The organism is Streptomyces sp. JH34, assembly GCF_029428875.1.
In the GTDB taxonomy this organism is placed as follows: Bacteria; Actinomycetota; Actinomycetes; order Streptomycetales; family Streptomycetaceae; genus Streptomyces.
The window spans coordinates 2,017,501-2,041,244 of sequence record NZ_JAJSOO010000001.1; the positions used below are offsets into that span (position 1 = coordinate 2,017,501).

General features: G+C 71.0%; 20 protein-coding genes. 5 read left to right on the forward strand and 15 right to left on the reverse strand.

Translation table 11 applies throughout. The features are described from left to right. The first annotated feature begins 81 nt into the window (after positions 1 to 81). Positions 82 to 1,473 carry a purine-cytosine permease family protein gene (locus tag LWJ43_RS08670; protein WP_277331717.1) on the forward strand — a complete coding sequence of 464 codons (1,392 nt, stop codon included), beginning with the start codon at positions 82 to 84 and terminating at the stop codon, positions 1,471 to 1,473. Positions 1,474 to 1,599: 126 nt separating this feature from the next. Here LWJ43_RS08670 and LWJ43_RS08675 read toward each other — a convergent pair whose 3' ends face one another. From LWJ43_RS08675 to LWJ43_RS08690, 4 genes are all read right to left on the reverse strand, one after another. Next, entirely contained in the window at positions 1,600 to 3,018 is a 1,419-nt protein-coding gene (locus LWJ43_RS08675) for a sugar porter family MFS transporter (RefSeq protein WP_277331718.1), read from the reverse strand. A gap of 253 nt (positions 3,019 to 3,271) precedes the next feature. Further along, entirely contained in the window at positions 3,272 to 7,009 is a 3,738-nt protein-coding gene (locus LWJ43_RS08680) for a chromosome segregation SMC family protein (RefSeq protein ID WP_277331719.1), read from the reverse strand. Positions 7,010 to 7,323: 314 nt separating this feature from the next. After that, entirely contained in the window at positions 7,324 to 7,536 is a 213-nt protein-coding gene (locus LWJ43_RS08685; RefSeq protein WP_033304037.1) for a hypothetical protein, read from the reverse strand. A gap of 435 nt (positions 7,537 to 7,971) precedes the next feature. Beyond that, on the reverse strand, positions 7,972 to 8,253 hold the full coding sequence (locus LWJ43_RS08690; RefSeq protein ID WP_277331720.1) for an acylphosphatase: 282 nt from the start codon (positions 8,251 to 8,253) through the stop codon (positions 7,972 to 7,974). 155 nt (positions 8,254 to 8,408) lie between these two features. Between LWJ43_RS08690 and LWJ43_RS08695 the strand changes: the two genes are divergently transcribed. The 3 genes from LWJ43_RS08695 (at position 8,409) to LWJ43_RS08705 (ending at position 12,053) form a co-directional block, all read left to right on the forward strand. Further along, positions 8,409 to 9,359, forward strand: a complete 951-nt coding sequence (locus LWJ43_RS08695; RefSeq protein WP_277331721.1) for a CAP domain-containing protein — start codon at positions 8,409 to 8,411, stop codon at positions 9,357 to 9,359. Between the two features lie 189 nt (positions 9,360 to 9,548). Then, positions 9,549 to 11,591, forward strand: a complete 2,043-nt coding sequence (locus tag LWJ43_RS08700) for a PA14 domain-containing protein (RefSeq protein ID WP_277331722.1) — start codon at positions 9,549 to 9,551, stop codon at positions 11,589 to 11,591. A gap of 57 nt (positions 11,592 to 11,648) precedes the next feature. Then, entirely contained in the window at positions 11,649 to 12,053 is a 405-nt protein-coding gene (locus LWJ43_RS08705) for a winged helix-turn-helix transcriptional regulator (RefSeq protein ID WP_277331723.1), read from the forward strand. Positions 12,054 to 12,074: 21 nt separating this feature from the next. Here the strand turns inward: LWJ43_RS08705 and mutM are convergent, their stop codons facing one another. The 9 genes from mutM to LWJ43_RS08750 form a co-directional block, all read right to left on the reverse strand. Beyond that, the gene (mutM, locus tag LWJ43_RS08710) at positions 12,075 to 12,932 is read right to left on the reverse strand and encodes a bifunctional DNA-formamidopyrimidine glycosylase/DNA-(apurinic or apyrimidinic site) lyase (protein WP_277331724.1); all 858 of its coding nucleotides are present in this window, start codon (positions 12,930 to 12,932) and stop codon (positions 12,075 to 12,077) included. Positions 12,933 to 13,029: 97 nt separating this feature from the next. Continuing rightward, positions 13,030 to 13,854, reverse strand: a complete 825-nt coding sequence (rnc, locus tag LWJ43_RS08715; protein WP_277331725.1) for a ribonuclease III — start codon at positions 13,852 to 13,854, stop codon at positions 13,030 to 13,032. Between the two features lie 19 nt (positions 13,855 to 13,873). Continuing rightward, entirely contained in the window at positions 13,874 to 14,047 is a 174-nt protein-coding gene (gene rpmF / locus LWJ43_RS08720; protein WP_003965982.1) for a 50S ribosomal protein L32, read from the reverse strand. A gap of 2 nt (positions 14,048 to 14,049) precedes the next feature. Next, a complete protein-coding gene (locus LWJ43_RS08725) occupies positions 14,050 to 14,715 on the reverse strand; it encodes a YceD family protein (protein WP_277331726.1) in 666 nt (221 codons plus the stop codon). Between the two features lie 136 nt (positions 14,716 to 14,851). Next, positions 14,852 to 15,964 carry a cell division initiation protein gene (locus LWJ43_RS08730; RefSeq protein ID WP_277331727.1) on the reverse strand — a complete coding sequence of 371 codons (1,113 nt, stop codon included), beginning with the start codon at positions 15,962 to 15,964 and terminating at the stop codon, positions 14,852 to 14,854. Positions 15,965 to 16,061: 97 nt separating this feature from the next. Further along, positions 16,062 to 16,541: a pantetheine-phosphate adenylyltransferase gene (gene coaD, locus LWJ43_RS08735; RefSeq protein ID WP_041667884.1), complete on the reverse strand. Its 480-nt coding sequence runs from the start codon at positions 16,539 to 16,541 to the stop codon at positions 16,062 to 16,064. 26 nt (positions 16,542 to 16,567) lie between these two features. After that, positions 16,568 to 17,152, reverse strand: a complete 585-nt coding sequence (gene rsmD / locus LWJ43_RS08740; protein ID WP_277331728.1) for a 16S rRNA (guanine(966)-N(2))-methyltransferase RsmD — start codon at positions 17,150 to 17,152, stop codon at positions 16,568 to 16,570. 87 nt (positions 17,153 to 17,239) lie between these two features. Next, positions 17,240 to 19,465, reverse strand: coding sequence for an ATP-dependent DNA helicase RecG (gene recG, locus LWJ43_RS08745; protein ID WP_277331729.1), 2,226 nt, complete (start codon positions 19,463 to 19,465; stop codon positions 17,240 to 17,242). A gap of 51 nt (positions 19,466 to 19,516) precedes the next feature. Further along, positions 19,517 to 21,139 (reverse strand): DAK2 domain-containing protein, encoded by a 1,623-nt coding sequence (locus LWJ43_RS08750; protein ID WP_277331730.1) that lies wholly within the window; start codon positions 21,137 to 21,139, stop codon positions 19,517 to 19,519. 255 nt (positions 21,140 to 21,394) lie between these two features. On the opposite strand from LWJ43_RS08750, the gene rpmB reads away from it, so the two are divergent. Next, on the forward strand, positions 21,395 to 21,580 hold the full coding sequence (gene rpmB / locus LWJ43_RS08755; RefSeq protein WP_003965989.1) for a 50S ribosomal protein L28: 186 nt from the start codon (positions 21,395 to 21,397) through the stop codon (positions 21,578 to 21,580). 90 nt (positions 21,581 to 21,670) lie between these two features. Here the strand turns inward: rpmB and thiD are convergent, their stop codons facing one another. After that, the gene (gene thiD, locus LWJ43_RS08760) at positions 21,671 to 22,480 is read right to left on the reverse strand and encodes a bifunctional hydroxymethylpyrimidine kinase/phosphomethylpyrimidine kinase (protein WP_277331731.1); all 810 of its coding nucleotides are present in this window, start codon (positions 22,478 to 22,480) and stop codon (positions 21,671 to 21,673) included. Between the two features lie 77 nt (positions 22,481 to 22,557). After that, positions 22,558 to 23,526, reverse strand: coding sequence for a thiamine-phosphate kinase (locus LWJ43_RS08765; RefSeq protein WP_277331732.1), 969 nt, complete (start codon positions 23,524 to 23,526; stop codon positions 22,558 to 22,560). Positions 23,527 to 23,744: the final 218 nt, after the last annotated feature.

The window sequence follows — 23,744 nt, forward strand, 5'->3', positions numbered from 1 at the left end:
TCCGGCGCGGTCAAGGACCGTGACCGGTGCCAGCCAGGTAGCCGGTTTGCCACGTTTGGGGGTAAAGGTACGCTGCTGCCCGTGGAGAACCGCGGCCTGGATCCCGTCCCCGATCACGAGCGCACCGGCCGGGTCCGCACCCTGTTCCCCACCTGGGTGACGGCCAACATGACGGTGCTGCTGCTGACCGTGGGAGCCGGGCTCACGGTCTTCAACGGGCTGAACTTCTGGCAGGTGCTCGCCGTGGCGGTCACGGCATCGGTGCTGTCCTTCGGCCTGGTCGGCCTCGTGTCCGTGGCGGGGAAACGCGGCGGGGCCCCCGGCATGGCACTGTCCCGGGCCGTCTTCGGGCAGCGGGGCAACCTCTTCCCCGGAGCCCTGCTGTGGGTGGTCCGCTGGGGCTGGGAGACCGTGAACGCGGTAACCGGCTCCTACGCCCTGCTGGCCGTCCTGCACCTGCTGGCCGGTGTCCGCAGCACCCCCACACTGATCCTGGTGACCCTGACGGCTTTCGTCGCCGCGGGCTTCCTCGTGTCGGGGATCGGGATCAGGGCGCTGCGGACGGCCTCGCGGGTCTCCGTCTGCCTGTTCGGAGGCACCAGTCTCGTCGTCCTCGTCCATCTGGCCGGAACGGCCCCGTGGCGGACCGTCCTGGAGCAGCCGCCGGGCACGGCGGCGATGATGGCCGCCGGGATCGGGACGCTGGTGGCCGGGGGTCTCAGCTGGGTCCCCTCGGCGCCGGACTTCGCCCGCTACCTGCCCAGGTCCGCCTCGGACCGGGCGATGGTCGGCGCTGCCGTGGGAGGGGCGCTCGTCACCGTCCCGCCGATGGCGCTGATGGGCGCGGTGATGGCGGTGAGCTCACCGCACCTGGCCGTCGCGAAGGATCCCGTGGCGTTCATCGGCGAGCTGCTGCCGCGGTGGATCTCGGTGCCGTACCTGCTGACCGCCGTCATGGGCATGATGCTGGTCAACGCGATGTCGATGTACTCCGCGGGCTTCACCGCGCAGACGCTCGGATTCGCGGTCCCCCGCGCCTGGGCCGTGGGGGTGAACGCGACGATCAGCCTGCTCCTCGGCGGGACGCTGATGATGGTGGCGACGAGTTTCCTCGACACCTTCCTCTCCTTCCTCACCCTGCTCGGCGTGACGTTCTCCGCCTGGACCGGGGTCTTCGTGGTGGACCTGCTCCGAGGGCGCACGTACGACGCCGCGGCCCTCATGGACACCACGCCCGGCAGCGGCTACTGGTACTCGGCCGGGTACGGCGGACAGGCCATGGCGGCCTGGGGCACGGCGCTCGTGGTGGGTCTGCTCTTCACCGACGTGGAGTGGTTCACCGGCCCGCTCGGCGCCTCCTGGACCGGGCGGCACGGGCTGGGCTGGGCCGTCACGATCCTCGTCGCCGCGGGGGTGTACGCGGCGCTGCCCCGCCCGGCGGACGGAACGGCCGGCGCCCCCGTCAGGTTCTGACTCCACGTCGGCCCGACGGGCGCGGGGCGGCGGAACGCCGGACCGCTCGGGCCCGGAGCAGAACGCTGCCCCGGACCGGCATGGGCCGGCCCGGGGCAGCGGGGTCGAGGAGAGGGGCAGCGGGGATTAGCCCATCTCCTCCAGCGCCTTGCCCTTGGTCTCCTTCACGAACTTGAGCACGAAGGGGATCGAGAGCACGGCGAAGCAGGTGTAGATGATGTAGGTGCCCGAGAGGTTCCAGTCGGCCAGGCTCGGGAAGCTCGCGGTGATCGCCCAGTTGGCGATCCACTGCGCCGAGGCGGCGACACCGAGGGCGGCGGCGCGGATGCGGTTCGGGAACATCTCGCCGAGGAAGACCCAGACCACGACACCCCACGACAGGGCGAAGAAGAGCACGAAGACGTGGGCCGCGACGAGGGCGACGGTGCCCTGGGTGGTGGGCAGCTTGCCGTCGACGAGATCGGCGGAGAAGGCCCAGGCCTCGAACGCCAGGGCGACGGCCATACCGGTGGAGCCGATGAGGGCGAGGGGCCTGCGGCCCACCCGGTCCACGAGGATCATGGCGATCACGGTGCCGATGATGTTGATGATCGACGTGGTGAACGAGTAGAAGAACGAGGCGGTCGGGTCGATGCCGACGGACTGCCACAGCGTCGCCGAGTAGTAGAACGCGACGTTGATACCGACGAGCTGCTGGAAGACCGACAGGCCGATACCGACCCAGACGATCGGCAGGAAGCCGAAACGGCTGCCGAGCAGGTCGCTGAACTTGGACTTGTGCTCACGGTGCATGGCCGTCTCGATCTCGTTCACGCGCGCGTCGAGATCGACGTTCTTGCCCTCGACCTCTTCGAGGATCTTCCGGGCGCGGTCCCTCTTGCCGACGGAGATCAGGAAGCGCGGGGACTCGGGGATCACGAAGGACAGGAGTCCGTACAGGATGGCGGGCACAACCATCACGCCGAGCATCCACTGCCACGCCTCGAAGCCGGCGATCTCCCCGCGCTGGTCGCCGTCGGCGATCTGCAGGATGCCGTAGTTGACCAGCTGGGAGATGGCGATGCCGACGACGATGGCCGCCTGCTGGAAGGAACCGAGTCGCCCTCGGTAGGCGGGCGGCGAGACCTCGGCGATGTACGCCGGGCCGATGACCGAGGCCATGCCGATCGCGAAGCCGCCGATGATCCGCCACATGGCGAGGTCCCAGAGGGCGAACGGCAGCGCCGAACCGACGGCGCTGATGGTGAACAGCACGGAGGCGATCTGCATGCAGCGGATGCGGCCGATCCGGTCGGCGATCCGCCCCGCCGTGGCCGCGCCGATGGCACAGCCGATCAGAGCGATGGCGATGACCTGGGCCAGCGTCCCTGATCCGATGTCATAGCGGCTGCGGATGGCCTCGACGGCACCGTTGATCACGGAACTGTCGTAGCCGAAGAGGAAGCCGCCCATCGCCGCGGCTGCCGTGATGAAGATGACGTGTCCGAGATGGTCCGGGTGCGCCCCTCGGGCGCCGGACTCCGGTCCGCTCGCTGTGCTGGTCACATGAACTCCTGGTACCTGGCAACAACGTCAGGTGTGGGGGGTGAGCCCTCCCAGTGGCGCACAACTTCTGGCCGACCACCACTTGAAGGTAAAAACAACATTGCTGAGGTTATGCGTTCAAGTTTCGAAGTCAAGAGTTGGGTTCGAGCCGTTCGGTCCCTCACAAGTACCCAGGACCACCCAAAAGGTGCGTTGAAGTGTTGAAAATTAGGTAAAGAGGATGTGCCCACCCGTCAGCCGATGTCCGGAGCCCTCAGCGGAGCCGCTGGCTGATCACCTTGGACACTCCGTCGCCCTGCATCGAGACGCCGTAGAGGGCGTCGGCGACCTCCATCGTCCTCTTCTGGTGCGTGATGACGATGAGCTGGGAGCTCTCCTGGAGCTCCTCCATGATCCGGATCAGCCGCTGCAGATTGGTGTCGTCGAGTGCCGCCTCGACCTCGTCCATGACGTAGAAGGGACTCGGCCGGGCCTTGAAGATGGACACCAGCAGGGCAACGGCCGTAAGGGATCGCTCGCCGCCGGAGAGCAGCGAGAGACGCTTGACCTTCTTGCCCGGCGGCCTCGCCTCGACGTCGAGACCGGTCGTCAGCATGTTGTCCGGGTCGGTGAGGACGAGACGGCCCTCGCCGCCCGGGAAGAGCCTTGAGAAGACGCCCTCGAACTCGCGGGCGGTGTCCCGGAAGGCCTCCGTGAACACCTGCTCGACCCGCTCGTCGACCTCCTTGATCACCTGCATCAGGTCGGCCCGGGTCTTCTTCAGGTCTTCGAGCTGCTCCGAGAGGAACTTGTGCCGTTCCTCCAGTGCCGAGAACTCCTCCAGGGCGAGCGGATTCACCTTCCCGAGTTGCTGGTACGCCCGTTCGGCCGTCTTCAGCCGCTTCTCCTGCTCGGCCCTGACGAACGGCTTCGGCTGGTTGCGCGGATGCCCCGGATCCGCCGGGAGTTCCTCCCCCTCCGCGGCGGGGGACGGCGGTACCGGCTGCCCCGGGCCGTACTCCGCGGCCAGTCCGGCCGGCTCGACGCCGAACTCCTCCAGCGCCTTGGCCTCCACCTGCTCCATGCGCAGCCGTTTCTCGGCCCCGAGCACCTCGCCCCGGTGCACGGAGTCGGTGAGCCGGTCGAGCTCGCCCTTGAGGTCCCGGCCCCGGCCGCGTTCAGCCGCCAGGTCGCGCTCACGCTCGGCCTTCGCCGCCTCGGCCCTGCTCCGTTCCTCCTCCGCCCGCACGACCGAGACCTCGACGTGTGCCAGCAGTTGCCGGGCGCCCGACGCCACGGCGGCGGCCACGGCGGCCTCATGACGCAGCCGGGCGCGGCGCTGTTCGGCGCGGGTGCGCGCCTCACGCTCGGCGCGGGCTCCCCGGTCGAGGGCGTCGGCCCGCCCGGCGAGCGCCTTGACGCGTTCCTCATGGGTACGGGCCTGGAGCCGGGCCTCCATCTCGGTCTGGCGTGCGTTGGCACCGTCGGCGGCGAGCCGGTCCCGTACGGAGGTGTCGGGCTCCTCCTCGACGGGGGCCTCCTCCGCCACCAGCAGCCTCTCGGCCAGCTCCTCCGCCTCCTCGGTGGCCCGCTCCAGCGCCTCCTGGGCGCGGGCCGCGGACGCGGTCGTCCGCTCGGCCTCACCCGCGGCGCCTCGTGCCTGCCCGGCCAGGCGCCCGAGCTGCTGCGCCACCCCGGACTTCTCCCGCTCGGCCGCCCGGCGCCGCTCCCGCAGTTCCTCCACCCGGGCCGCACGGTCGCCGCGCCTGGCGGCAGCGGCACGCTGGTCCGAAGCCAGCTGCTCGCAGCGCACGGCGAGCTCCGCCAGTTCGGCGGCGGCCTCGTCCACCGAGGCCTGGACCTCCAGCAGGGTCGGCGCCCCGGCCGATCCGCCGTGCGCGAAGTGCGCGCCCAGCACGTCGCCCTCGGCGGTGACGGCGATCAGTCCGGAGTGGGCGGCGACCAGCTCCTCGGCGTCCTCCAGGGTTCCCACGACGACCATGTCACGCACCAGCCGCCGTACGGCCGCCATCAGTTCGGCGGGCCCCTGCAGCAGCCCGGCGACGGCCGGCGCGGAGGACTCCCCGATGGCGACCGAGGTCTCCGGCGGCGCCGGCCTGCCGGCCGCTGCCGCCTCGCCGTCGGCCGGGACGGGGCCATCGGGGGCCTGTTCCGCGCCGGTCGCGGTGACGGTCCGGCGGCCCTGCCCCGCCCCGGACGCCTGCCCGGGTACCTGGCCGGCAAGGGTGCCCGGAAGCTGTTCGGTGCCCTGCGCGGGCACCTGCCCGGCTCTCGCTCCGCCCAGGACCAGCGCGGCGCGCCCCGCGTCCTGCTTGCGCAGCAGGCGGATGGCGTCCGCAGCGGTGCCGGGATCCGTCACGGCCACGGCGTCGGCGGCCGCGCCCAGGGCCGCCGCCACCGCCACCTCGTGCCCCGGGGCCACCGTGAGCAGCTCCGCGAGTGGGCCGAGCAGTCCGGACAGCCGGTCCCCCGCGCCGAGCAGCACCCCGGTGCCGTCCTTGCGCCGCAGTCCCAGCGACAGTGCCTCGTGCCGGGCGGAGACCGCGGCGCGACTGCGTTCCGCGGCGGTGACCGCCTCGCGCGCCGCGCTCAGGGCCTCCTCCGCCGCGGCGAGCTCCCGCTCGGCGGCGTCATGCCGCTCCGCCAGCTCCGCGTCACCGGCGTCCAGCCCCTCGACCTCCGCCGCGAGCTGCTCGTACTCCTCCTGGGCCGCGGCCGCACGCTCGTGCGCCTCGTCCCGGGACGCGGACAGCCGGTCGATCTCGGCCTGCGCCGAACCCGCCCGGCTGCGGGCGGCGTTGACCTGGCCGTTGAGCCGGGCGAGCCCCTCGCGCCGGTCGGCGATGGCCCGGGCGGCGTCCCGGAGCCTTCGCTCCTCGGACGCCAGCTCCCGCTCCAGATCGGCCCGGTGCGCGGTGGTGTCCTCCAGGGCGTGCTCCGCCGCTTCGAGCGCCGCCTCCAACTCCGCCTCCTGCTCGCGGATCCGGGCGGCCTCACGCTCCATGTCCTCCGGGTCGCGTCCGCGGCGCTCCTCCTCGGGAGCAGCCTCGGCGCTCTTCACCCGGGCGTCGGCGAGCGAGATCGTGCCCCGCACGCGCTCGGCCAGCTGCGAGAGCTCGTACCAGGTCTGCTGGGCCCGCTGCAGACGCGGCGCCAGCCGGCGGACCTCGTCCTCCAGGTCGGCCTCACGGGCGAGCGCCGCCTTGAGTTCCGACTCCGCCGCCTCCCTGCGCTGTTTGAGGGCGGCCTCGTCGGCGATCTCTTCGCGCAGCGCCTCACGCAGCCGCACCAGGTCGTCGGCGAGGAGCCGCAGCCGGGCGTCCCGCAGGTCCGCCTGGATGACGGCGGCCCGGCGGGCCACGGCGGCCTGCCTGCCCAGGGGTTTGAGCTGGCGGCGCAGTTCGTCGGTGAGGTCCTGCACGCGGGCGAGGTTCGCGCCCATCGCCTCCAGCTTCCGCAGCGCCTTCTCCTTGCGCTTACGGTGCTTGAGCACGCCCGCCGCCTCTTCGATGAAGGCGCGGCGCCCGGTCGGATCGGCGTGCAGGACGGAGTCCAGCCGGCCCTGGCCGACGATGACGTGCATCTCGCGGCCGATACCGGAGTCCGAGAGGAGCTCCTGGATGTCGAGCAGCCGGCAGGTGTCGCCATTGATCTGGTATTCGCTGCCGCCGTTGCGGAACATGATCCGGGTGATCGTCACCTCGGCGTACTCGATCGGCAGCGCACCGTCGGAATTGTCGATCGTCAGTGACACTTCCGCGCGTCCCAGCGGAGGCCTTCCCGTGGTGCCGGCGAAGATCACGTCTTCCATCTTGCCGCCGCGCAGGGATTTGGCCCCCTGCTCGCCCATGACCCAGGAGAGCGCGTCCACCACATTGGATTTGCCCGAACCATTGGGGCCGACGACACAGGTGATGCCCGGTTCGAACCGCAGGGTCGTGGCGGAGGCGAACGATTTGAAACCGCGGAGGGTCAGGGCCTTGAGGTGCACGCCGCCGGACTCTACCTTTCACTCTCGGTTTCGCTGATGAAGGTGCAGGGCACATCAGACGGTAAGCGAAGAGTGACGGGGCGGGGACGGGGCCGGGGGTAAAAGAAAAAAGGGACGCCGGAGCGTCCCTGGTGAATGCCGCACGGCAGCGCCGTGCAGTCATCCGAGCACAGCCTTGCGTGACGGATCGCGCGAACCGGCCGGATACCGAGCGATCCCCGGTGGTCCTGGACGACGATCCGTGACGAAGACTTCGGTGGTTGATCCCGAGCGGGTGGCGTTGCGGCCCGACCGGCCCCGGCAGGGCCTGGGGGTCAGGTCAGCGCGGGCTCCGCCTGGGGTACGTCGATGTCGATGCTGTCGAGCAACGACTCCTGGTGCTGGGCGGCGGCGTTGAGCGCGTCATTCTCGTCCTGGATCCGTACGAGCTCGGATTCCAGGTCCTGGACACGCTTCTGAAGCCGTCGCATCTCGGCGAGGAGTCGCGGGTCGGAACCGCCGACGTAACCGAGAAGCGCCTTTGCCATGATGCTTGGTCCTCCACACTGAGTGACCGACCGATGCGGTGTGGGTCGTATGGGAATCGCACCCGCGGTGTTCGGCAGTGCTCTGTATCCACTGCTGTTCCGCTGTCTCCAGCTCTGCCGAACAGCTAAGGTGCGCGGGGATTTCAGCGTCTCACCAAAAAGTTTGACGGTCAACACGATCACACGCCGACGGACCGGGCGTCCCGGGGCGCGCCGCTCGACGATCATGCGGCGCGGCTCTCCTGCGGGTTCCCGAGGGGCGTGGAGATCTTCGTCAATGCCGCAGCCTCGCACGGTGCGCGGCCCTTGGCAACCATGTGCATGCGCCGACTACTTCCGCAGGTCATTTCGGGTGCGCGCCCCTCACATCACCTCCGGACGGCCGGGCGCCGCCCTTTCGGCACCCACCGGATCCACCTCCATTCCCCGGAGGAATCAGCGGATCGCGAATCCCTCATAACCGCCGCGGGGCGTGTCCCAGATCTCAGTGACGCCGTCCACGCGGCCGGGTGTGTCGTCGGAGCCGAGCCAGTCCAGCAGACGGTGGCAATTCTCACGCGGCCCTTCGGCCACCACCTGCACCCTGCCGTCGTCCAGATTGAGCGCGAAGCCGGTGAGCTTTCCGATCTCCAAAGCATTTTCCCTGGTGAACCAGCGGAACCCTACTTGCTGTACTCGGCCGCGTACCCAGACGACGAGTCGTGCTTCTTCGTTCATGCCCGAACGCTAACCGGCCAATTACTCAAGGAGTACGCCGCCCCAATCCGCCATGGCGTAAGGTCCCCTCGCAATAGCCTCACCCGAACGGGTGAGTCGGATCTTGAATACGGTGACGTCGGAACGGCGCCCGGAGCACGAGGAAGGCACAGCGCATGGGACGGCATCGACGCGCAGGCGCGGCCCCCGCCGCTGAGCAGCACGCGGCGGGCTCCGAGGACGGGTACCGCGGCGCACGCCGGAAGAAGCGGGCGGGCATACCCGTACGCGCCGGGCTCCTCGGAGTCTCCGCCGCCGTTGCCGTCGGAGCCGTCGCCGTCGCGTCCGGCCTGCTGCCGGGGGGCGACAGCTACAGCATCAGCGGGGGCGGCGCGGCCGACCAGGTCCACGCCGGCGGTGCTCCCGACCTGCTGACCCAGGGCGGGTCCTCCGCAGAGCCGACCGGGCGCACCTCGGCCTCGGCGTCGGCCGAGGCCGACAGAGGTGCGGGGCGTTCCGCCGCACCCTCGAAGTCCCCCTCCGCCACTCCGAGCGCGAAGCCGAGCACGAAGCCTTCCGCCTCCGCGTCGAAGTCCGCGTCGAAGACGCCGGAACGGACGAAGGCACCGGCCGCCGAGCCGAAGGAGTCCGCCTCGTCCGCCCCGGCGACCAAGGCCCCGGCCGCTCCGAAGACCTCGTCGGCCACCCCCACCGGGAAGGCCACCCCCTCGGCTCCGGCGAGCCCGTCCGCCACCTCCGCGCAGGCGGCCGTGCTCACCCTGGTCAACCAGGAGCGGGCCAAGGTCGGCTGCAGTCCGGTCACCACCAGCGCCTCGCTCACGGCACTCGCCCAGGACTTCAGCGAGGACATGGCCGCCCGCGACTTCTTCGGCCACACCGACCCCGACGGGGCGACCCCCTGGGACCGTGCCGCCGCAGCCGGTGTGCAGGGTCTCGGCGGCGAGAACATCGCACGCGGCCAGGCCGACGCACAGGCCGTGATGGACGCTTGGATGAACAGCGACGGCCATCGCGCGAACATACTCAACTGCGACTACAGGACGCTCGGCGTGGGCGTCCACCTCGGCTCCGGCGGCCCCTGGTGGACGCAGGACTTCGGCTTCTGAGAAGCCCGCGGCCTCACCGGCCGCACACCGCAGGACCCCTGCCCGTCCCCGGACCGGCAGGGGTCTTCCGCGCTCCGCCCCCGTAGGCCGCCGGGCCGGTCCTGGCGGCCTACAACCATGCCCCCTTCGTAAGAGTCTTGATCGTCGGCAGTCACTTCGTGACGCAGATGATCAGAAGCGAAGGAACGAATGAACCGATCCAGAGGCACCACGGTGGTCACAGCCGCCGCCGTCGTACTCTCCACCGCGGGCACCCTGCTCGCGACAGCCGCGCCCGCCTCGGCAGCCGTGACCTGTGCGTCGCCCGTCTTCAAGCGGACGTTCTACGCGAACACGACGTTCTCCGGAACCCCCAAGGGCACGGACTGCGGCGCCGTGATCGACCAGAACTGGGGCACAGGCGCACCCGGTCACAAGGGGATGCCCTCCGACAACTTCGGTGTCCGCTGGTCCACGACCCGCGACTTCGGATCGGGCGGGCCCTTCACCTTCACCGCCTCCACCCGCGACGGCATACGTGTCCACGTCGACGGCGTCCGCAAGGTCGACCTCTGGAAGAACGTCTCCACCACCGTCTCCAGGACGGTGGCCGTGTCGATCCCCAAGGGCACGCACAGCCTCCGCATCGACTTCGTGAACTGGACCGGCGCCGCGAACGTCAGGTTCGCCTACACCCCCCGCACCTCCGCGAGCGTCGACAAGGTCAAGCCGCTGGTCCCCGCGGGCACCACCGTGGCCTACAGCACGGCTTCCACGTCCACGAAGGTCGCCTGGGCCAGGAACAAGGAGATGGACCTGGCCGGGTACCGCGTCTACCGGCGGCTGAAGAGCGCCGCCTACCCCGCGCAGCCCCTGGCCACCACGACCTCGACCTCCTACACCGACACGACCGTGCCGAAGGACGGCAACGTCTACTACTACGAGGTACGCGCGTACGACAAGGCGGGCAACACCTCCTCCGGCACCGCCGACCTGGGCGTCACCACCGTCGACCGGATCGCCCCCGCCGCCCCGGAAGGCGTCGAGGACAACTGGGCCATGGGCAGCCCCACCGAGATCACCCTCTACTGGGACGGCAACACCGAGCCCGACCTCGCCGGGTACCGGGTCTACCGCTCGACGTCCCGGCCGGTCGCCCTCACCGCCGCCAACCGCCTCGCCTCGTCCGGAGGTGGCTACCGCGGACCGCTTCCGCAGACCGGTGACGTCTACTACTACGTCGTGACGGCCGTCGACACCCACGGCAACGAGTCCGCGGCCTCCGGCACCGCGATGTACTACAGCGACGACCGGACCGGTCCCGTCGACACCGCGCTCAACGCGCGGGCCTCGGAGAGCGAGGCGGGCGTCACCGTGACCTGGGACGCCTCCGAGAGGACCAGTGACGACTTCGCCGGCTACTCGGTCTTCCGGACCAACCGGCCCGGCACCAGGTATGCCACGCGCACCGAGGTCGGCAGCAAGGTGAGGGGGACCAGCCTCACGGACGCCGCCCCGCCGCCCGGCGCCACGTACACCTACCGGGTGGTGGCGCTGGATCGCGAAGGCAACGGCGGGACCCCGTCCGAGGAGCTCACCGTCGCCGTCGTCGGGAACACGACCGCACCCGCGGCCGTCACCGGTGTGACCGCCGTGCCCAGGTCGAACGGCGTCACCGTCTCCTGGGACAGGAGCGAGGACCCCGGAGTCGCGCACTACCTCCTGTTCCGCGGCGTGCCGGCCGACGGACGGTGGACCTACACAGCGGTGCCGCACCCCTCGAACTTCCAGCCGTGGCAGATCACGGGAACGACGTTCCACGACGTCGTGCCCGCGGACGGCCAACAGGTCCGGTACGGCGTCGTCGCCGTGGACCAGTACGGGAACCGGCTGGCCCCCGGCACCGGCGGCGCCACCGAGGTCGACGTCACGGAGCTGGACCTGCGCCCGGCCGCCCCGGCCGCGACCGGGGCGCCCCTCGCCTACCTCGGTTCCGACCAGAACGCCTGGCTGTCCTGGGCGCTCGGCGGCTCCGGCAACCTCGCCGAGGTCTCCGGTTTCGCCGTCCGGCGTTGGAACCCGCAGACCGGGGTCTTCGATCTGGTCCGCACCGAGCCCCGGGACAACGTCACGACGTGGCACTGGCGGGACACTGCCGCACCGCCCGCGACCACGGTCTACTACCGCGTCTCGGTCCTCTACGCGGACGGCACGGAGTCGGGCGCGAGCGAGACCGTCGTCGTGACCCGCTGAGCACGCCGGTGCAGCGCTCACCGGAAGTGAGCGCTGCACCGGCGTAAGCTGGCCCGCATGAGTGAGACGGCCACGGACCACGTACAGGACGGCAGTGACGCGGCCTTCGACGTCTTCTCACGGCTGTGCCCCTCACGGGAGACGCTGGAGCACGTCACGGGCCGCTGGGGCGGTCTGACCCTGGGCGCTCTCCACGAGAGCGGCGCCCGCTTCAACGAACTGCGCCGCCGGGTCGACGGCGTCAGCGAGAAGATGCTCTCCCAGACACTGCACGCGCTGGAGCGCGACGGCCTGGTGCACCGGGAGGCCCAGCTGACCAACCCGCCGCGCGTCGACTACCGCCTGACGCCGCTCGGCCGCCAGGTCGCGGAACGGCTGATGGATCTCATCCAGCTCGTCGAGGGCCGGATGCCCGAGGTCGTCGAGGCCCGGAACCGGTACGACGCCGCACGCGGAGCCTGAGCCGGAACCGGACCCGGGACGTCAGGAGACCCGCGGCGGACGCTGGCAGCGCGGGCAGAAGTAGCTGGAGCGGTTCATCCACGGCCGTCGTCGCATCGGCGTGCCGCAGCGGCGGCAGGGCTCGTCCTCCCGCCCGTACGCGTCCAGCGACCGGTCGAAGTAGCCGGACTCACCGTTCACATTGACGTACAGGCTGTCGAAGCTGGTGCCGCCCTGGGCGAGGGCCTCCCTCATCACGTCCCGGACATGGCCGAGCAGCTCCGCCGTCCTCGGACGGGTCAGGGTCGCGGTCGGCCGCTCGTAGTGGAGCCGGCTGCGCCAGAGCGCCTCGTCGGCGTAGATGTTGCCGACGCCACTGATCAGGGACTGGTCCAGGAGAGCACGCTTGACCGTCGTCCGGCGCAGGCGCAGCGCGAGGTGGAAGGCGCTGTCGTCGAAGGCCGGGTCGAGGGGGTCCCGTGCGATGTGGGCGATGACGTCGGGCAGGCCGTCGGGGGTGTTGTCGTGCAGCGACAGCCCGCCGAAGGTCCGCTGGTCGACGAAGCGCAGCTCGGTGCCGAGGGCGTCGTCGAAGCGGATCCGGATCCGCAGGTGCTTCTCGTCGGCGGCGTCCTCGGGCTGCACGAGCAGCTGACCGCTCATGCCGAGATGGCCCAGGAGCGAGGAATCCGCCTCGTCGAGAGGCACCCAGAGGTATTTGCCGCGGCGCATCGCCGTGCCGAAGCACAGGCCCCGGAGCCGGGCCGCGAAGTCCACGCCGCCCGCGAGGTGCCGGCGGACCGCACGCGGATGCAGGACCTCGACCTCCTCCACGGTGCGCCCGGCGGTCCAGCGCTCCAGGCCCCGCCGCACGACTTCGACCTCGGGCAGTTCGGGCACGGCGGGCACTCCTCGGGAGGTGGAGGGACGGGAGGAAACGGGGCAGGGCAGCGGAAACCCCCCGGTGCGCGGAGGCACCGAGGGGTTTCCGGACGGGTCAGGCCGGAGCCGCGTCCGAGTGAGGCGACGGGGCGGCAGGGGTGTCGGCGGCCCCTGCACCGGCAGCGGACTTCTCCGCGGCCTCCCGCGCCTCGGCGGCGGCGCTGATCTCACGCCAGGCGGACTCCGCCGCCTGCTGCTCCGCTTCCTTCTTGCTACGACCGGTGCCGGTGCCGTACGAGACACCACCGACGCGAGCAGCAGCAGTAAAGGTCTTCTCGTGATCGGGGCCGGTCTCCGTGACGAGGTACTCGGGGACTCCGAGGCTCTCGCTCGCGGTGAGCTCCTGGAGACTGGTCTTCCAGTCCAGGCCGGCTCCGAGGTTGGAGGACCTGTCGATCAGCGGGTCGAAGAGCCGGTGGACCAGCTCCGAGGCCGCGCCGAGGCCCTGATCGAGATAGACGGCGCCGATCACCGCTTCAAGGGTGTCGGCGAGGATGGAAGCCTTGTCCCGGCCACCCGTGCCCTCTTCACCGCGGCCGAGCCGGATGAAGGAGCCGAGTTCGAGGCCGCGGCCCACTTCCGCAAGTGCACGCGAGTTGACCACCGCGGCCCGCAACTTGGCCAGCTGGCCTTCGGGCAGGTCGGGGTGGGTGCGGTACAGCGTGTCCGTGACCACCAGGCCGAGAACCGAGTCCCCGAGGAACTCGAGCCGCTCGTTGGTGGGCAGACCGCCGTTCTCGTACGCGTACGAGCGATGGGTCAGCGCACGCACCAGAAGGGCGGACTCGAGGTGATACCCGAGCCGCCCTTCCAGAAGCGTGTGGGACGAGGCTGTGTTGATGTTGTCTGTCTGCTTCTTGGAGCTGGACAACTCAGACATCGGGCCTCTCACCAGCCGCTCAGACCTCGAGGACCTGGCGCTTGTTGTAGGTGCCGCAGCTCGGGCACGCAATGTGCTGGAGCTTCGGCTCCTGGCAACGCTCGCACGAAACCAGGGTGGGGACCGCAGCCTTCCACTGCGACCGGCGGTGGCGCGTGTTGCTGCGCGACATCTTCCGCTTCGGAACAGCCACGGCTACTTCTCCTGCTTCTCGTCGACGCCAGGTTCGGCGCCGCCCATGTTGTCCTTCTCGCCGTCCTGAACGGTCTCGGCGAGTCCTTGCAGTGCCGCCCAACGGATGTCGACGGCATCGTGGTGGTGCTCGGGATTCTCGTCCAGCCTGATTCCGCATTCGGAACACAGACCGGCACAGGTCTCCTTGCACACCGGCTGCAGCGGCAGTGCGAGCACCACCGCGTCACGCAGCACAGGCTCGAGGTCGAACGAGTCGTCCTCGAGAAAGAACCTGTCCTCGTCGTCCTCGGCGTCGTCGACCGGGTCCGCGGTCCTGCTGCGGTTCCGGTCATCGGCGTCAGGGTACGAGAACATCTCCTGGAAGTCCGCTTCGACCTCGAGGGTCAGCGGCTCCAGACACCTTACGCACTCCCCCTCGGCCGTCGCACGGGCGGTGCCTGTGACGAGCACCCCTTCCATGACCGATTCGAGGCGGAGGTCCAGCGCCAGGGGCGCGTTCTCCGGAACTCCGATGACCCCGTCGATGCCGAGGTCCTTCGGTGCTTCCGCCGTGCGGGTCAGCCGCTTCATGGCACCAGGACGCCGGCCCAGCTCGCGCGTATCGAACACGAGAGGGCTGCGGTGGTCGAGGTGGCCGTTCAGGGCTTTTCCTGCTTTCGAGATCATGTGCGTGGTGCGGCTTCGGGAGGGCCACCCCTGTCCTGACGGAAGAGGGCAGCCGGGATCGCGGACATACACGCGACCGAAGAGCCAGGATACTGGACGTACCGCCCAGCTCCCAATCCGGTACGGCCCGCTCCGGTCAGCGGCCCTGCTCGTACCGGCGCAGCTGTTCCAGGTCGATCATGCTGGTGTCGAAGAGACTGGTCTCGTCGAGCGCGCTCTCACCCTGCTGTGCGGGGATCTGGGGCTGCTGCTGCCAGCCGTAGTCCTGCTGCTGGTTCGGGTCGTACGCCTGCTGCTGGTAGCCGTACGGGTCGGGCTGCTGCTGGTAGCCGTAGGCGTCCTGCGGCTGCTGCTGGTCCTGGTACCCGTACGTCTGGGCGTACTGCGGCTCGGGCTGGGCCTGGGCCGGGAAGCCGGACTGTGCGGGGTCCTGATAGCCGGCCGCCGGCGTGTAGTCCGGCTGCGCGGGCTCCGCGTAGGAGTGCTGCTGGGGGCTCCGGGGCGGCTCGGGGGTGGCGAGCTCGGCCAGACCGGCCCAGTGGTCCTCGTCACTGGTGTGCTGGGCGCCTCCGGCCGCGTCCTGGGCGGCCATGTGCGCGCCGAGGTCGTCGGTGGCGACCCGGCCGTGCAGCTTCTGGCGGCCCCGGCCGACGGCCTCCAGGGTCTTGGCGAGCACGGCCTCGAAGGCGCCGAGCTTGGTGTCCACGTATTCGTCGGCGCGCCGGCGGAGCGTCTCCGGGTCGGCGCTGCGCTCGGGCGCCTCGGTGAAGTCGGGGTCCTCGTAGCCCTGTTCGTCGATGCCCTGGCCGCGGCCGAGCAGCTTCTCGCGGCCCCGGTCCACGGACCCGATGGTCTTGGTGAGGACGACCTCGAAGTTGGCAAGCTTGCTGTCGACGTACTCGTCGGCCTCGCCGCGGACCTCGTCGGCCTCCCTGCGGGCCTCGGACAGGATGCGGTCCGCCTCGGCCTGGGACTGCTGGGCGACCTCGGTACCGGAGATCAGCGAGCCGCGCTCCGCGCGGGCGGACTCGATGATCCGCCCGGCCTCCTGCCGGGCCTGCTCGACGAGCTGCTCGTGCCCGCCGATGAGTTCCTCGGCATGGGCGAGCGAGCCGGGCAGGGCCTCGCGCACCTCCTCGAGCATCGCGAGCAGTTCGGCCCGGTTGACCACGCAGGACGCCGACATGGGCATGGAGCGGGCGTTCCCGACCGTTTCGACGATCTCGTCGAGCTTCTTCTGCACGTCCACCGTGTGCTCGCCACTCTCTGCTGCTGTTGGAGACGGACGGGACGACTGTAAGGCCAGTCGCCGCCCGCCCGACACCTGGTGACGGTCGGTCAGCGCATCACTTCTCGCCGAGACGCTTCACGAGGGCCTCGTGGACCGTCGGCGGGAGCAGGTGCGCCACATCGCCGCCCCACGTCGCGACCTCCTTGACCAGGGAGGACGACAGGAAGCTGTAGGTGGGGTTCGTGGGCACGAAAAGGGTCTCGACACCCGAGAGGCCGTTGTTCATCTGGGCCATCTGCAGCTCGTAGTCGAAGTCGCTGACGGCCCGCAGGCCCTTCACGATCGCAGGGATGTCGCGCTGCTTGCAGAAGTCGACCAGCAGGCCGTGGAAGGACTCGACCTCGACGTTGCCGAAGTCCGCGGTCACCTCGCGGATCAGCTCGATCCGCTCGTCGACGGTGAACAGCCCCTTCTTGGACTGATTGATCATCACGGCGACGTGCACGACGTCGTACAGCTTGGAGGCTCGTCCGATGATGTCGAGATGCCCGTTGGTGATGGGGTCGAACGACCCCGGACAGACGGCGCGGCGCAACGTGATTCCCTCGCTCTCCGGTGCGGTCATCGTGCGTCTTCGCACGTAGAGGCGGCGCGACCGTACCAAAACGTCGCCTCGCCGTAGCGACGCGCCCGCTGTGGCTCGAATCCGTCGGGCCAGGTGAATTCCCCGCCTCTGGTGCTCCGTTCCACCGTGACGAGAGCGTCGCCCGTGAGCCACCCCTGAGCACGGAGTGTGAGGAGGATCTCCCGAAGATCGTCGTCGGTGACGGCGTATGGCGGATCGAGGAAGACCACGTCGTACGGTGCGGAGGGTGCCGGTCCCGTCACGATCTGTTCCGCTTTGCCCGCACGGAACTCGGCGCCGGGCAGACCGAGGGTGCGGATGTTGTCGCGGACGGTGCGCGCGGCCTTGGCGTCGGCCTCCACGAGCAGGGCGTGGGCCGCGCCCCGCGAGAGCGCCTCCAGGCCCACCGCGCCGGAGCCCGCGTACAGATCGGCGACACGGATGCCGTCGAGCGTGCCCAGGAGCGCTTCCCAGGTGGAGAACAGGGCCTCGCGCGCCCGGTCGGAGGTGGGGCGGGTGCCGGTGCCGGGCGGGACGGCCAGGCGGCGTCCGCCGGCCGTGCCGGCGATCACGCGGGTCATGGGTCTGTTCCTCGGGTCGCGGGCGGCGCGCAGGACGGGACGTGCGCCGTGCTCCCCACGATATGGCGTCGCCGGGGATCCGCCCGGTCACCCCTTGTCGAGGTACTCCTCCCGGTCCTTGTCGAGCAGGGCGTCCAGCGCGGTGCGCAGCTCCGGCAGCCGCTCGAGCCCGGGGTCGTCCGCGACGACACGGACGGCCTCCTCGCGGGCCGCCGCGATGACCTCCTCGTCGTCGATGACGCTGAGCACCCGCAGGGAGGAGCGGACACCGGACTGGGCCTGGCCGAGCACATCGCCCTCGCGGCGCTGTTCGAGGTCGATGCGGGAGAGCTCGAAGCCGTCGAGGGTGGCGGCCACGGCGGACAGCCTGGCCCGGGCGGGGCTCGCCTCGTGGGCCTCGCTGACCAGCAGGCAGAGGCCGGGGGCGCTGCCGCGACCGACACGGCCCCTCAGCTGGTGCAGCTGGGACACACCGAAGCGGTCCGCGTCCATGATCACCATCGCGGTGGCGTTGGGGACGTTGACCCCGACCTCGATGACCGTGGTGGCGACGAGGACGTCGGCCTGTCCGGCGGCGAACCGGCGCATCACGTCGTCCTTGTCGTCGGGTGGCATCCTGCCGTGCAGGACCTCGACGCGCAGACCGGCGAGCGGGCCCTTGGCGAGCTGTTCCGCGATGTCCAGCACGGCGAGCGGCGGCCGCTTCTCGGCGTCGCCCTCGGGGGCCTTCTTCGTCTCGGCGGCCTTCTTCGTCTTCTTCCCGGCCGGCTCGTCCTCGTCGCCGATCCGGGGGCACACGACGTAGGCCTGGTGGCCGTTCTCGACCTCCTCGCGGACGCGTTCCCAGGCGCGGCTGAGGAAGTGCGGTTTGTCCTTGGCGGGGACGACGTGGCTGGCGATGGGCGAACGGCCGGCCGGGAGCTGGTCGAGCACCGAGGTCTCCAGATCACCGAAGACCGTCATCGCGACCGTCCGGGGAATGGGGGTGGCCGTCATGACCAGAAGGTGGGGCGGCTGCTTCCCCTTGGAGCGCAGCGCGTCGCGCTGTTCCACGCCGAAGCGGTGCTGCTCGTCGACGACGACCAGACCGAGGTCGTGGAACTGGACCTTGTCCTCGATCAGCGCATGGGTGCCGATGACGATCCCGGCCTCGCCCGTGACCAGGTCGAGCAGCGCCTGACGGCGGGCCGCCGTGCCCATGGACCCGGTGAGCAGGACGACCTTCGTGCCGAGGTCGGAGCCGCCGAGCATCCCGCCTTCGGCGAGCTCGCCCATCATCTCGGTGACCGACCGGTGGTGCTGCTGGGCCAGCACCTCGGTGGGTGCGAGCATCGCCGCCTGACCGCCCGCGTCGACGACCCTGAGCATGGCGCGCAGGGCCACCAGCGTCTTGCCTGACCCGACCTCGCCCTGGAGCAGCCGGTGCATGGGGTGTTCCGTCGCCAGGGCGTCGAAGATCTCCCCGGTGACCTTCTGCTGGCCCTCGGTGAGGGTGAAGGGGAGGGTGGCGTCGAAGGCGTCGAGAAGCCCGTCGGGGACGGGTCCGCGGGCCTTCGCCGGGAGTTGGGTGTCGGCGTACCGGCGCCGGGCGAGCGCGATCTGGAGGACGAAGGCCTCGTCCCAGCGGAGCCGGTCCCGCGCGGCCGCGATGTCCGCCTTGGTCTGCGGGCGGTGGATCCTGAGCAGCGCCTCGGGCAGGGAGACGAATCCGCGCCCCTCGCGCAGGGCCGGGGTCAGCGGGTCCACCGCCTCCTGGGCGCTGGGCAGGACGGTGTCGACGGCCTTGGCGATGCGCCAGGAGTCGAGCTGCTTGCAGGCCGGATAGATCGGCAGCAGCTGCCCCGCGAAGGCGTCGACGGCCTCGGTCACGTCGGCGGCGTCGTCGTCCCGCGCGTCGAGGAGCTGGTAGGTGGGGTGGGCTAGCTGCATCTTCCGGTTGAAGACGGAGACCTTGCCCGCGAACATCGCCCTGCGGCCGGGCAGCAGCTCCTTGTGGGGTTTGTGGACGCCGTGTCCGAAGAAGACCAGCTGGAGCTTGCCGCTCCCGTCGGTGAGGGTGACCTCCAGGCGCTTTCCCCGGCCGTTGTTGAACATCATGATCCGCGCGTCCGCGACCTGGGCGACGACCGTCACGTGCTCGTCGAGCGGGAGCTCGGTGAGCGCCGTGAGGCGGCCCCGCTCCTCGTAGCGGCGCGGGTAGTGGTGCAGCAGATCACCGACCGTGTGCAGGTCGAGGTGTTCGGCCATCACCTTCGCGGTGGCTCCGCCGAGCAGCTTCTTCAGGGGTTCATCGAAAGCGGACACGGGGTCCATTGCACACCACGCCACTGACAGATATCGCCGGGCGCGGCGCGCGGTGCCGTGTCACTCGACGCCGATCAGCAGGGGCGCCGCCTGGTGGCCGCCCCGGTAGACGACCGTGTCGACGGCGAGGTAGCCCTCCCGGATGTGTTCGCCCAGCTCCTGGCCCAGGGTGTCCGCAACGTCCTCCCCCAGGATCAGGGTGACGAGTTCGCCGCCGGCCGAGAGCATCCGGTCCAGGACCGTGCGGGCCGTGCGCGGGACGTCCTCGCCGATGACCGCGACGTCCCCGTCGATCAGGCCGAGGATGTCGCCGGCCTGGCAGATGCCCGCCATGGTCCACGACTGCCTTTCGGCAACGGCCAGTTCGGCGTAGCGGGTGGCTCCGGCCGCCGACGTCATCGCGACGACGTCCTCGTCGAAGCTGCGGCCGGGCTCGTGGACGGCGAGCGCGGCGATGCCCTGGACGGCGGCGCGGGTCGGGACCAGGGCGACTCGGATGCCCTCGGTCCTGGCCTGTTCGGCGGCCGCGGCGGCGGTGTGGCGCAGCTGTGCGTCGTTGGGCAGCAGGACCACCTCCCGGGCGTGGGCCCGGCGGATGGCGTCGACCAGTTCGCCGCTGGCGGGCGGCTCTCCGGGGCGTGCCAGCACGGTGGTCGCCCCGGCCTCGGCGCACAGTTCGGAGAGCCCGTCGCCGGGTACCACGGCGACCACCGCGCGCTGGGCGGGTTCGCGGTGGGCGGAGCCCCGGTCGGCGGCGAAGTGGGTGATCCGGATCCGGTAGGGGCGGCCCGCCTCGACCCCGGCCTCGACGGCGGCCCCGGCGTCGTCGACGTGGACGTGGACGTTCCACAGGCCGTCGCCGCCGACGACGACGAGGGAGTCACCCAGGGCGTCCAGCCGTTTCCGCAGCCGGGCGACCGCGTCGTCGGTGGCCTCCAGCAGATAGATGACCTCGAAGGCCGGGCCGCCGTCCTGACCCGGCTCCGCGCAGTCGCCGGTCAGGGGCAGGACCTCGGGGGCCGGCGCGACGGCGCCCCCGCGGGCCCGTCCTCCGACCGCTTCCAGCAGGGCTCCCAGCACGGCGACCAGGCCCTGCCCGCCCGCGTCCACGACGCCCGCGCGGCCGAGGACGGCGAGCTGGCCCGGGGTGGCGGCCAGGGCGGCCCGCGCCCCCTCGTACGCCGCCCCGGCCACGCCTTCGAGGCCGGCGTCCCGGTCCGTGGCTCCGGCCGCCTCGGCGGCGGCGGTGGCGACGGTGAGCACCGTGCCCTCGACGGGGTGGGCGACGGCCAGCCGCGCCGCGGCGGCGGCCTCCGTCAGCGCGCTCCGCAGGTGATGCGCGTCACCCGCCTCGGACAGCACGGCGGCCATGCCGCGCAGCAGCTGGGCCAGGATGGTCCCGGAGTTCCCCCGGGCGCCGATCAGCGCACCGTGCGCCATCGCGCGGACGGCGTCGCCGGGAGCGGGCACGGTGGGGCCGGTCTCATGGGCGGCGAAGACCGCTTCGACGGCCGCGGCGGCCGACTCCACGGTCAGATAGAGGTTGGTGCCGGTGTCCCCGTCGGCGACGGGATAGACGTTGATGGCGTCGATGGCCGCCCGTTCCCGGCCCAGGGCCTCCAGGGCCAGTGAGCACCAGGTGCGCACCGCGACGGCGTCGAGATCGTCGGGGGACTGCGGCACCGTTGGTCCTCCTTGGGACGGCCGTGGGGGGCTGGCTGCACCGCAGGGTAGCCCTCGCGCGCGGGCCCGGTGGGCGGAGGTGCGGGGCGGAGTGCCCGGGGTGCCGTGGTAGTTTCGTATCTCCGAAGCAGGCGTTGTATGCTGCTTCGGTTGCCCGACGAGAGTCGGGACATTCCTCCGGTACCGCCACTTCAGTAAAATGATTCCGGCGCGCCGGAATTCACTGTAAGTGCATCTGAAGTTTTGGAGTGACCCGTGGCTGCCAACTGCGACGTTTGCGGCAAGGGGCCGAGCTTCGGCAACAGCATTTCGCACTCGCACCGCCGTACGTCCCGTCGCTGGAATCCCAACATCCAGCGCGTGCGTGCCGTGGTCGGGCGGACGCCGAAGCGGCTCAACGTCTGCACCTCGTGCATCAAGGCCGGCAAGGTCGCGCGCTGACGTCCCCGTCGTAGCGCAGCCTTCCGGTTGCCCAAAAAGCCGGTCCACCTCGGTGGACCGGCTTTTTGCTGTGCCCGGCCGGGCGGCGCTTCAGCCGGCGGATCGTGCGAGCCAGCCGTGGTCGACGGGGCCGATCCCGCCGCCCAGCGCGAAGCCGCCCCTGATCGCACCGGTGACGTACTCCTTCGCGTCCCGCACCGCCGCCGGGACGTCCTGGCCGCGGGCGAGTCCGCACGCGATGGCGGACGCCAGGGTGCAGCCGGTGCCGTGGGTGTGCCGGTTGTCGTGCCTGGGTGCGCGCAGCCAGTGCTCCTCGCCGCCGTCCGTCAGCAGGTCCACGGCCTCACCGGGCAGATGACCGCCCTTGATCACCACCCAGCGCGGCCCGAAGGCGAGGATCTCGGCCGCTGCCCGGCGCATCCCCGCCTCGTCGGTGACGGTGACACCGGTGAGCTGCGTCACCTCGTCGAGGTTCGGGGTGGCGACCGTGGCGACGGGCAGCAGCTTCGTGCGTACGGAGTCGAGGGCTTCTGCGGCCAGCAGCGCGTCCCCGTGCTTGGAGACCCCGACGGGGTCGACCACGACGGGCGCCTCGGTCCCCGCGAGGAGTTCGGCGACGGTGCCGACGAGTGCGGCCGAGGACAGCATGCCGGTCTTCACCGCCTGGACGCCGATGTCGTCGACGACGCTGCGGTACTGGGCGCGTACGGCCTCTGCGGGAAGCTCCCAGGCGCCCTGCACGCCCAGCGAGTTCTGGGCGGTCACGGCGGTCAGCACACTCATCCCGTGGGCGCCGAGGGCCAGCATCGTCTTCAGGTCGGCCTGGACGCCCGCACCGCCGCCGGAGTCGGATCCGGCGACGGTGAGGACACGGGGCGGTATCGGGGCAGGTGCGCTCATGCCACGGAATCTACTAGGGCGTGCTCGGGAAGTAGCGCCGTCCGCCCGGAGGGCGGGCGGGACTTCCCGAGCACGCCCTAGGCGTCCTCGATCGATCCGAAATGGTCCCAGCCGCCCTTGCTCGTCCAGGGCGCCCCGTCGACGGTGACCTGGGGCAGCGCCGAGGGGTTGAGGACCTCCCCGATGACCTTCCAGCGCGCGGGGAGTTTCACGTCGGAGGGGAAGGTCGCCACGATCGCGTGGTCCTCTCCCCCGGTGAGCACCCACTGCAGCGGGTCGACGCCGACGGCCTGCCCGATGTCGGACATCTGCGAGGGGATGTCGATGAGGCCGGACCGCAGGTCGATGCGGACCTTGCTGGCCTCGGCGATGTGCCCGAGGTCGGCGACGAGTCCGTCGCTGACGTCGGTCATGGCCGTGGCGCCCAGACCGGCCGCCGCCGGGCCCGCGTGGTACGGCGGTTCGGGGCGACGGTGGGCCTCGACGAACGCCCGCGGCGAGCGGAACCCCCGGGAGAGCACGGCGAATCCGGCCGCGGACCAGCCGAGCCATCCGGTCACGGCCACGACGTCGCCGGGACGGGCGCCGGCCCGGGTGACGGGTTCGTGGTTGCGCAGGTCGCCGAGCGCGGTGATGGAGACGGTGATGGTGTCGCCGCCGACGACGTCGCCGCCGACCACGGCCGCACCGGCGACCTGGCACTCGTCGCGCAGGCCGTCCATCAGCTCGCCGGCCCAGGTGACCGGCAGATCCGCCGGGACGACGAGGCCGAGGAGCAGCGCGGTCGGCACGGCGCCCATGGCCGCGATGTCGGCGAGGTTCTGCGCGGCGGCCTTGCGGCCGACGTCGTACGCCGTCGACCAGTCACGGCGGAAGTGCCGCCCTTCCAGCAGGATGTCCGTACTGGCCACGACCCTGCGGTCGGGAGCGGCCACGACCGCGGCGTCGTCGCCGGGCCCCAGTCGTACCGCCGGAGTGGTGGTGAGCCGGGACGTGAGCTCTCTGATGAGCCCGAACTCCCCCAACTCGCCCACGGTTCCCTTCACCGAGTGTCACCTCTCATCTATCGCACCGGACACCTGTCCGGGCTGCTTCAGCGGCCGTGGCTCCGGACCGTGGGCCGACGGCCCACGGAAGCCGGTGGCCCTGGGACGTGCAGACATCACTGTCCCTCTTCCGCACCGGTGGGCTTGCGGTCGCGAGCCCCAACTGCTGTCGGTACCGTCAAGGGATACGTCAACTTCTCTGGTGCGTACGCCACGCT

What these genes read in the sequence shown, in the direction of transcription:
- LWJ43_RS08725 (WP_277331726.1), bottom strand. Translation starts at nt 14,715, where the DNA reads ATGATCTCGAAAGCAGGAAAAGCCCTGAACGGCCACCTCGACCACCGC.
- LWJ43_RS08705 (WP_277331723.1), top strand. Translation starts at nt 11,649, where the DNA reads ATGAGTGAGACGGCCACGGACCACGTACAGGACGGCAGTGACGCGGCC.
- LWJ43_RS08690 (WP_277331720.1), bottom strand. Translation starts at nt 8,253, where the DNA reads ATGAACGAAGAAGCACGACTCGTCGTCTGGGTACGCGGCCGAGTACAG.
- LWJ43_RS08685 (WP_033304037.1), bottom strand. Translation starts at nt 7,536, where the DNA reads ATGGCAAAGGCGCTTCTCGGTTACGTCGGCGGTTCCGACCCGCGACTC.
- thiD (WP_277331731.1), bottom strand. Translation starts at nt 22,480, where the DNA reads ATGAGCGCACCTGCCCCGATACCGCCCCGTGTCCTCACCGTCGCCGGA.
- recG (WP_277331729.1), bottom strand. Translation starts at nt 19,465, where the DNA reads ATGGACCCCGTGTCCGCTTTCGATGAACCCCTGAAGAAGCTGCTCGGC.
- LWJ43_RS08700 (WP_277331722.1), top strand. Translation starts at nt 9,549, where the DNA reads ATGAACCGATCCAGAGGCACCACGGTGGTCACAGCCGCCGCCGTCGTA.
- rsmD (WP_277331728.1), bottom strand. Translation starts at nt 17,152, where the DNA reads ATGACCCGCGTGATCGCCGGCACGGCCGGCGGACGCCGCCTGGCCGTC.
- rnc (WP_277331725.1), bottom strand. Translation starts at nt 13,854, where the DNA reads ATGTCTGAGTTGTCCAGCTCCAAGAAGCAGACAGACAACATCAACACA.
- LWJ43_RS08695 (WP_277331721.1), top strand. Translation starts at nt 8,409, where the DNA reads ATGGGACGGCATCGACGCGCAGGCGCGGCCCCCGCCGCTGAGCAGCAC.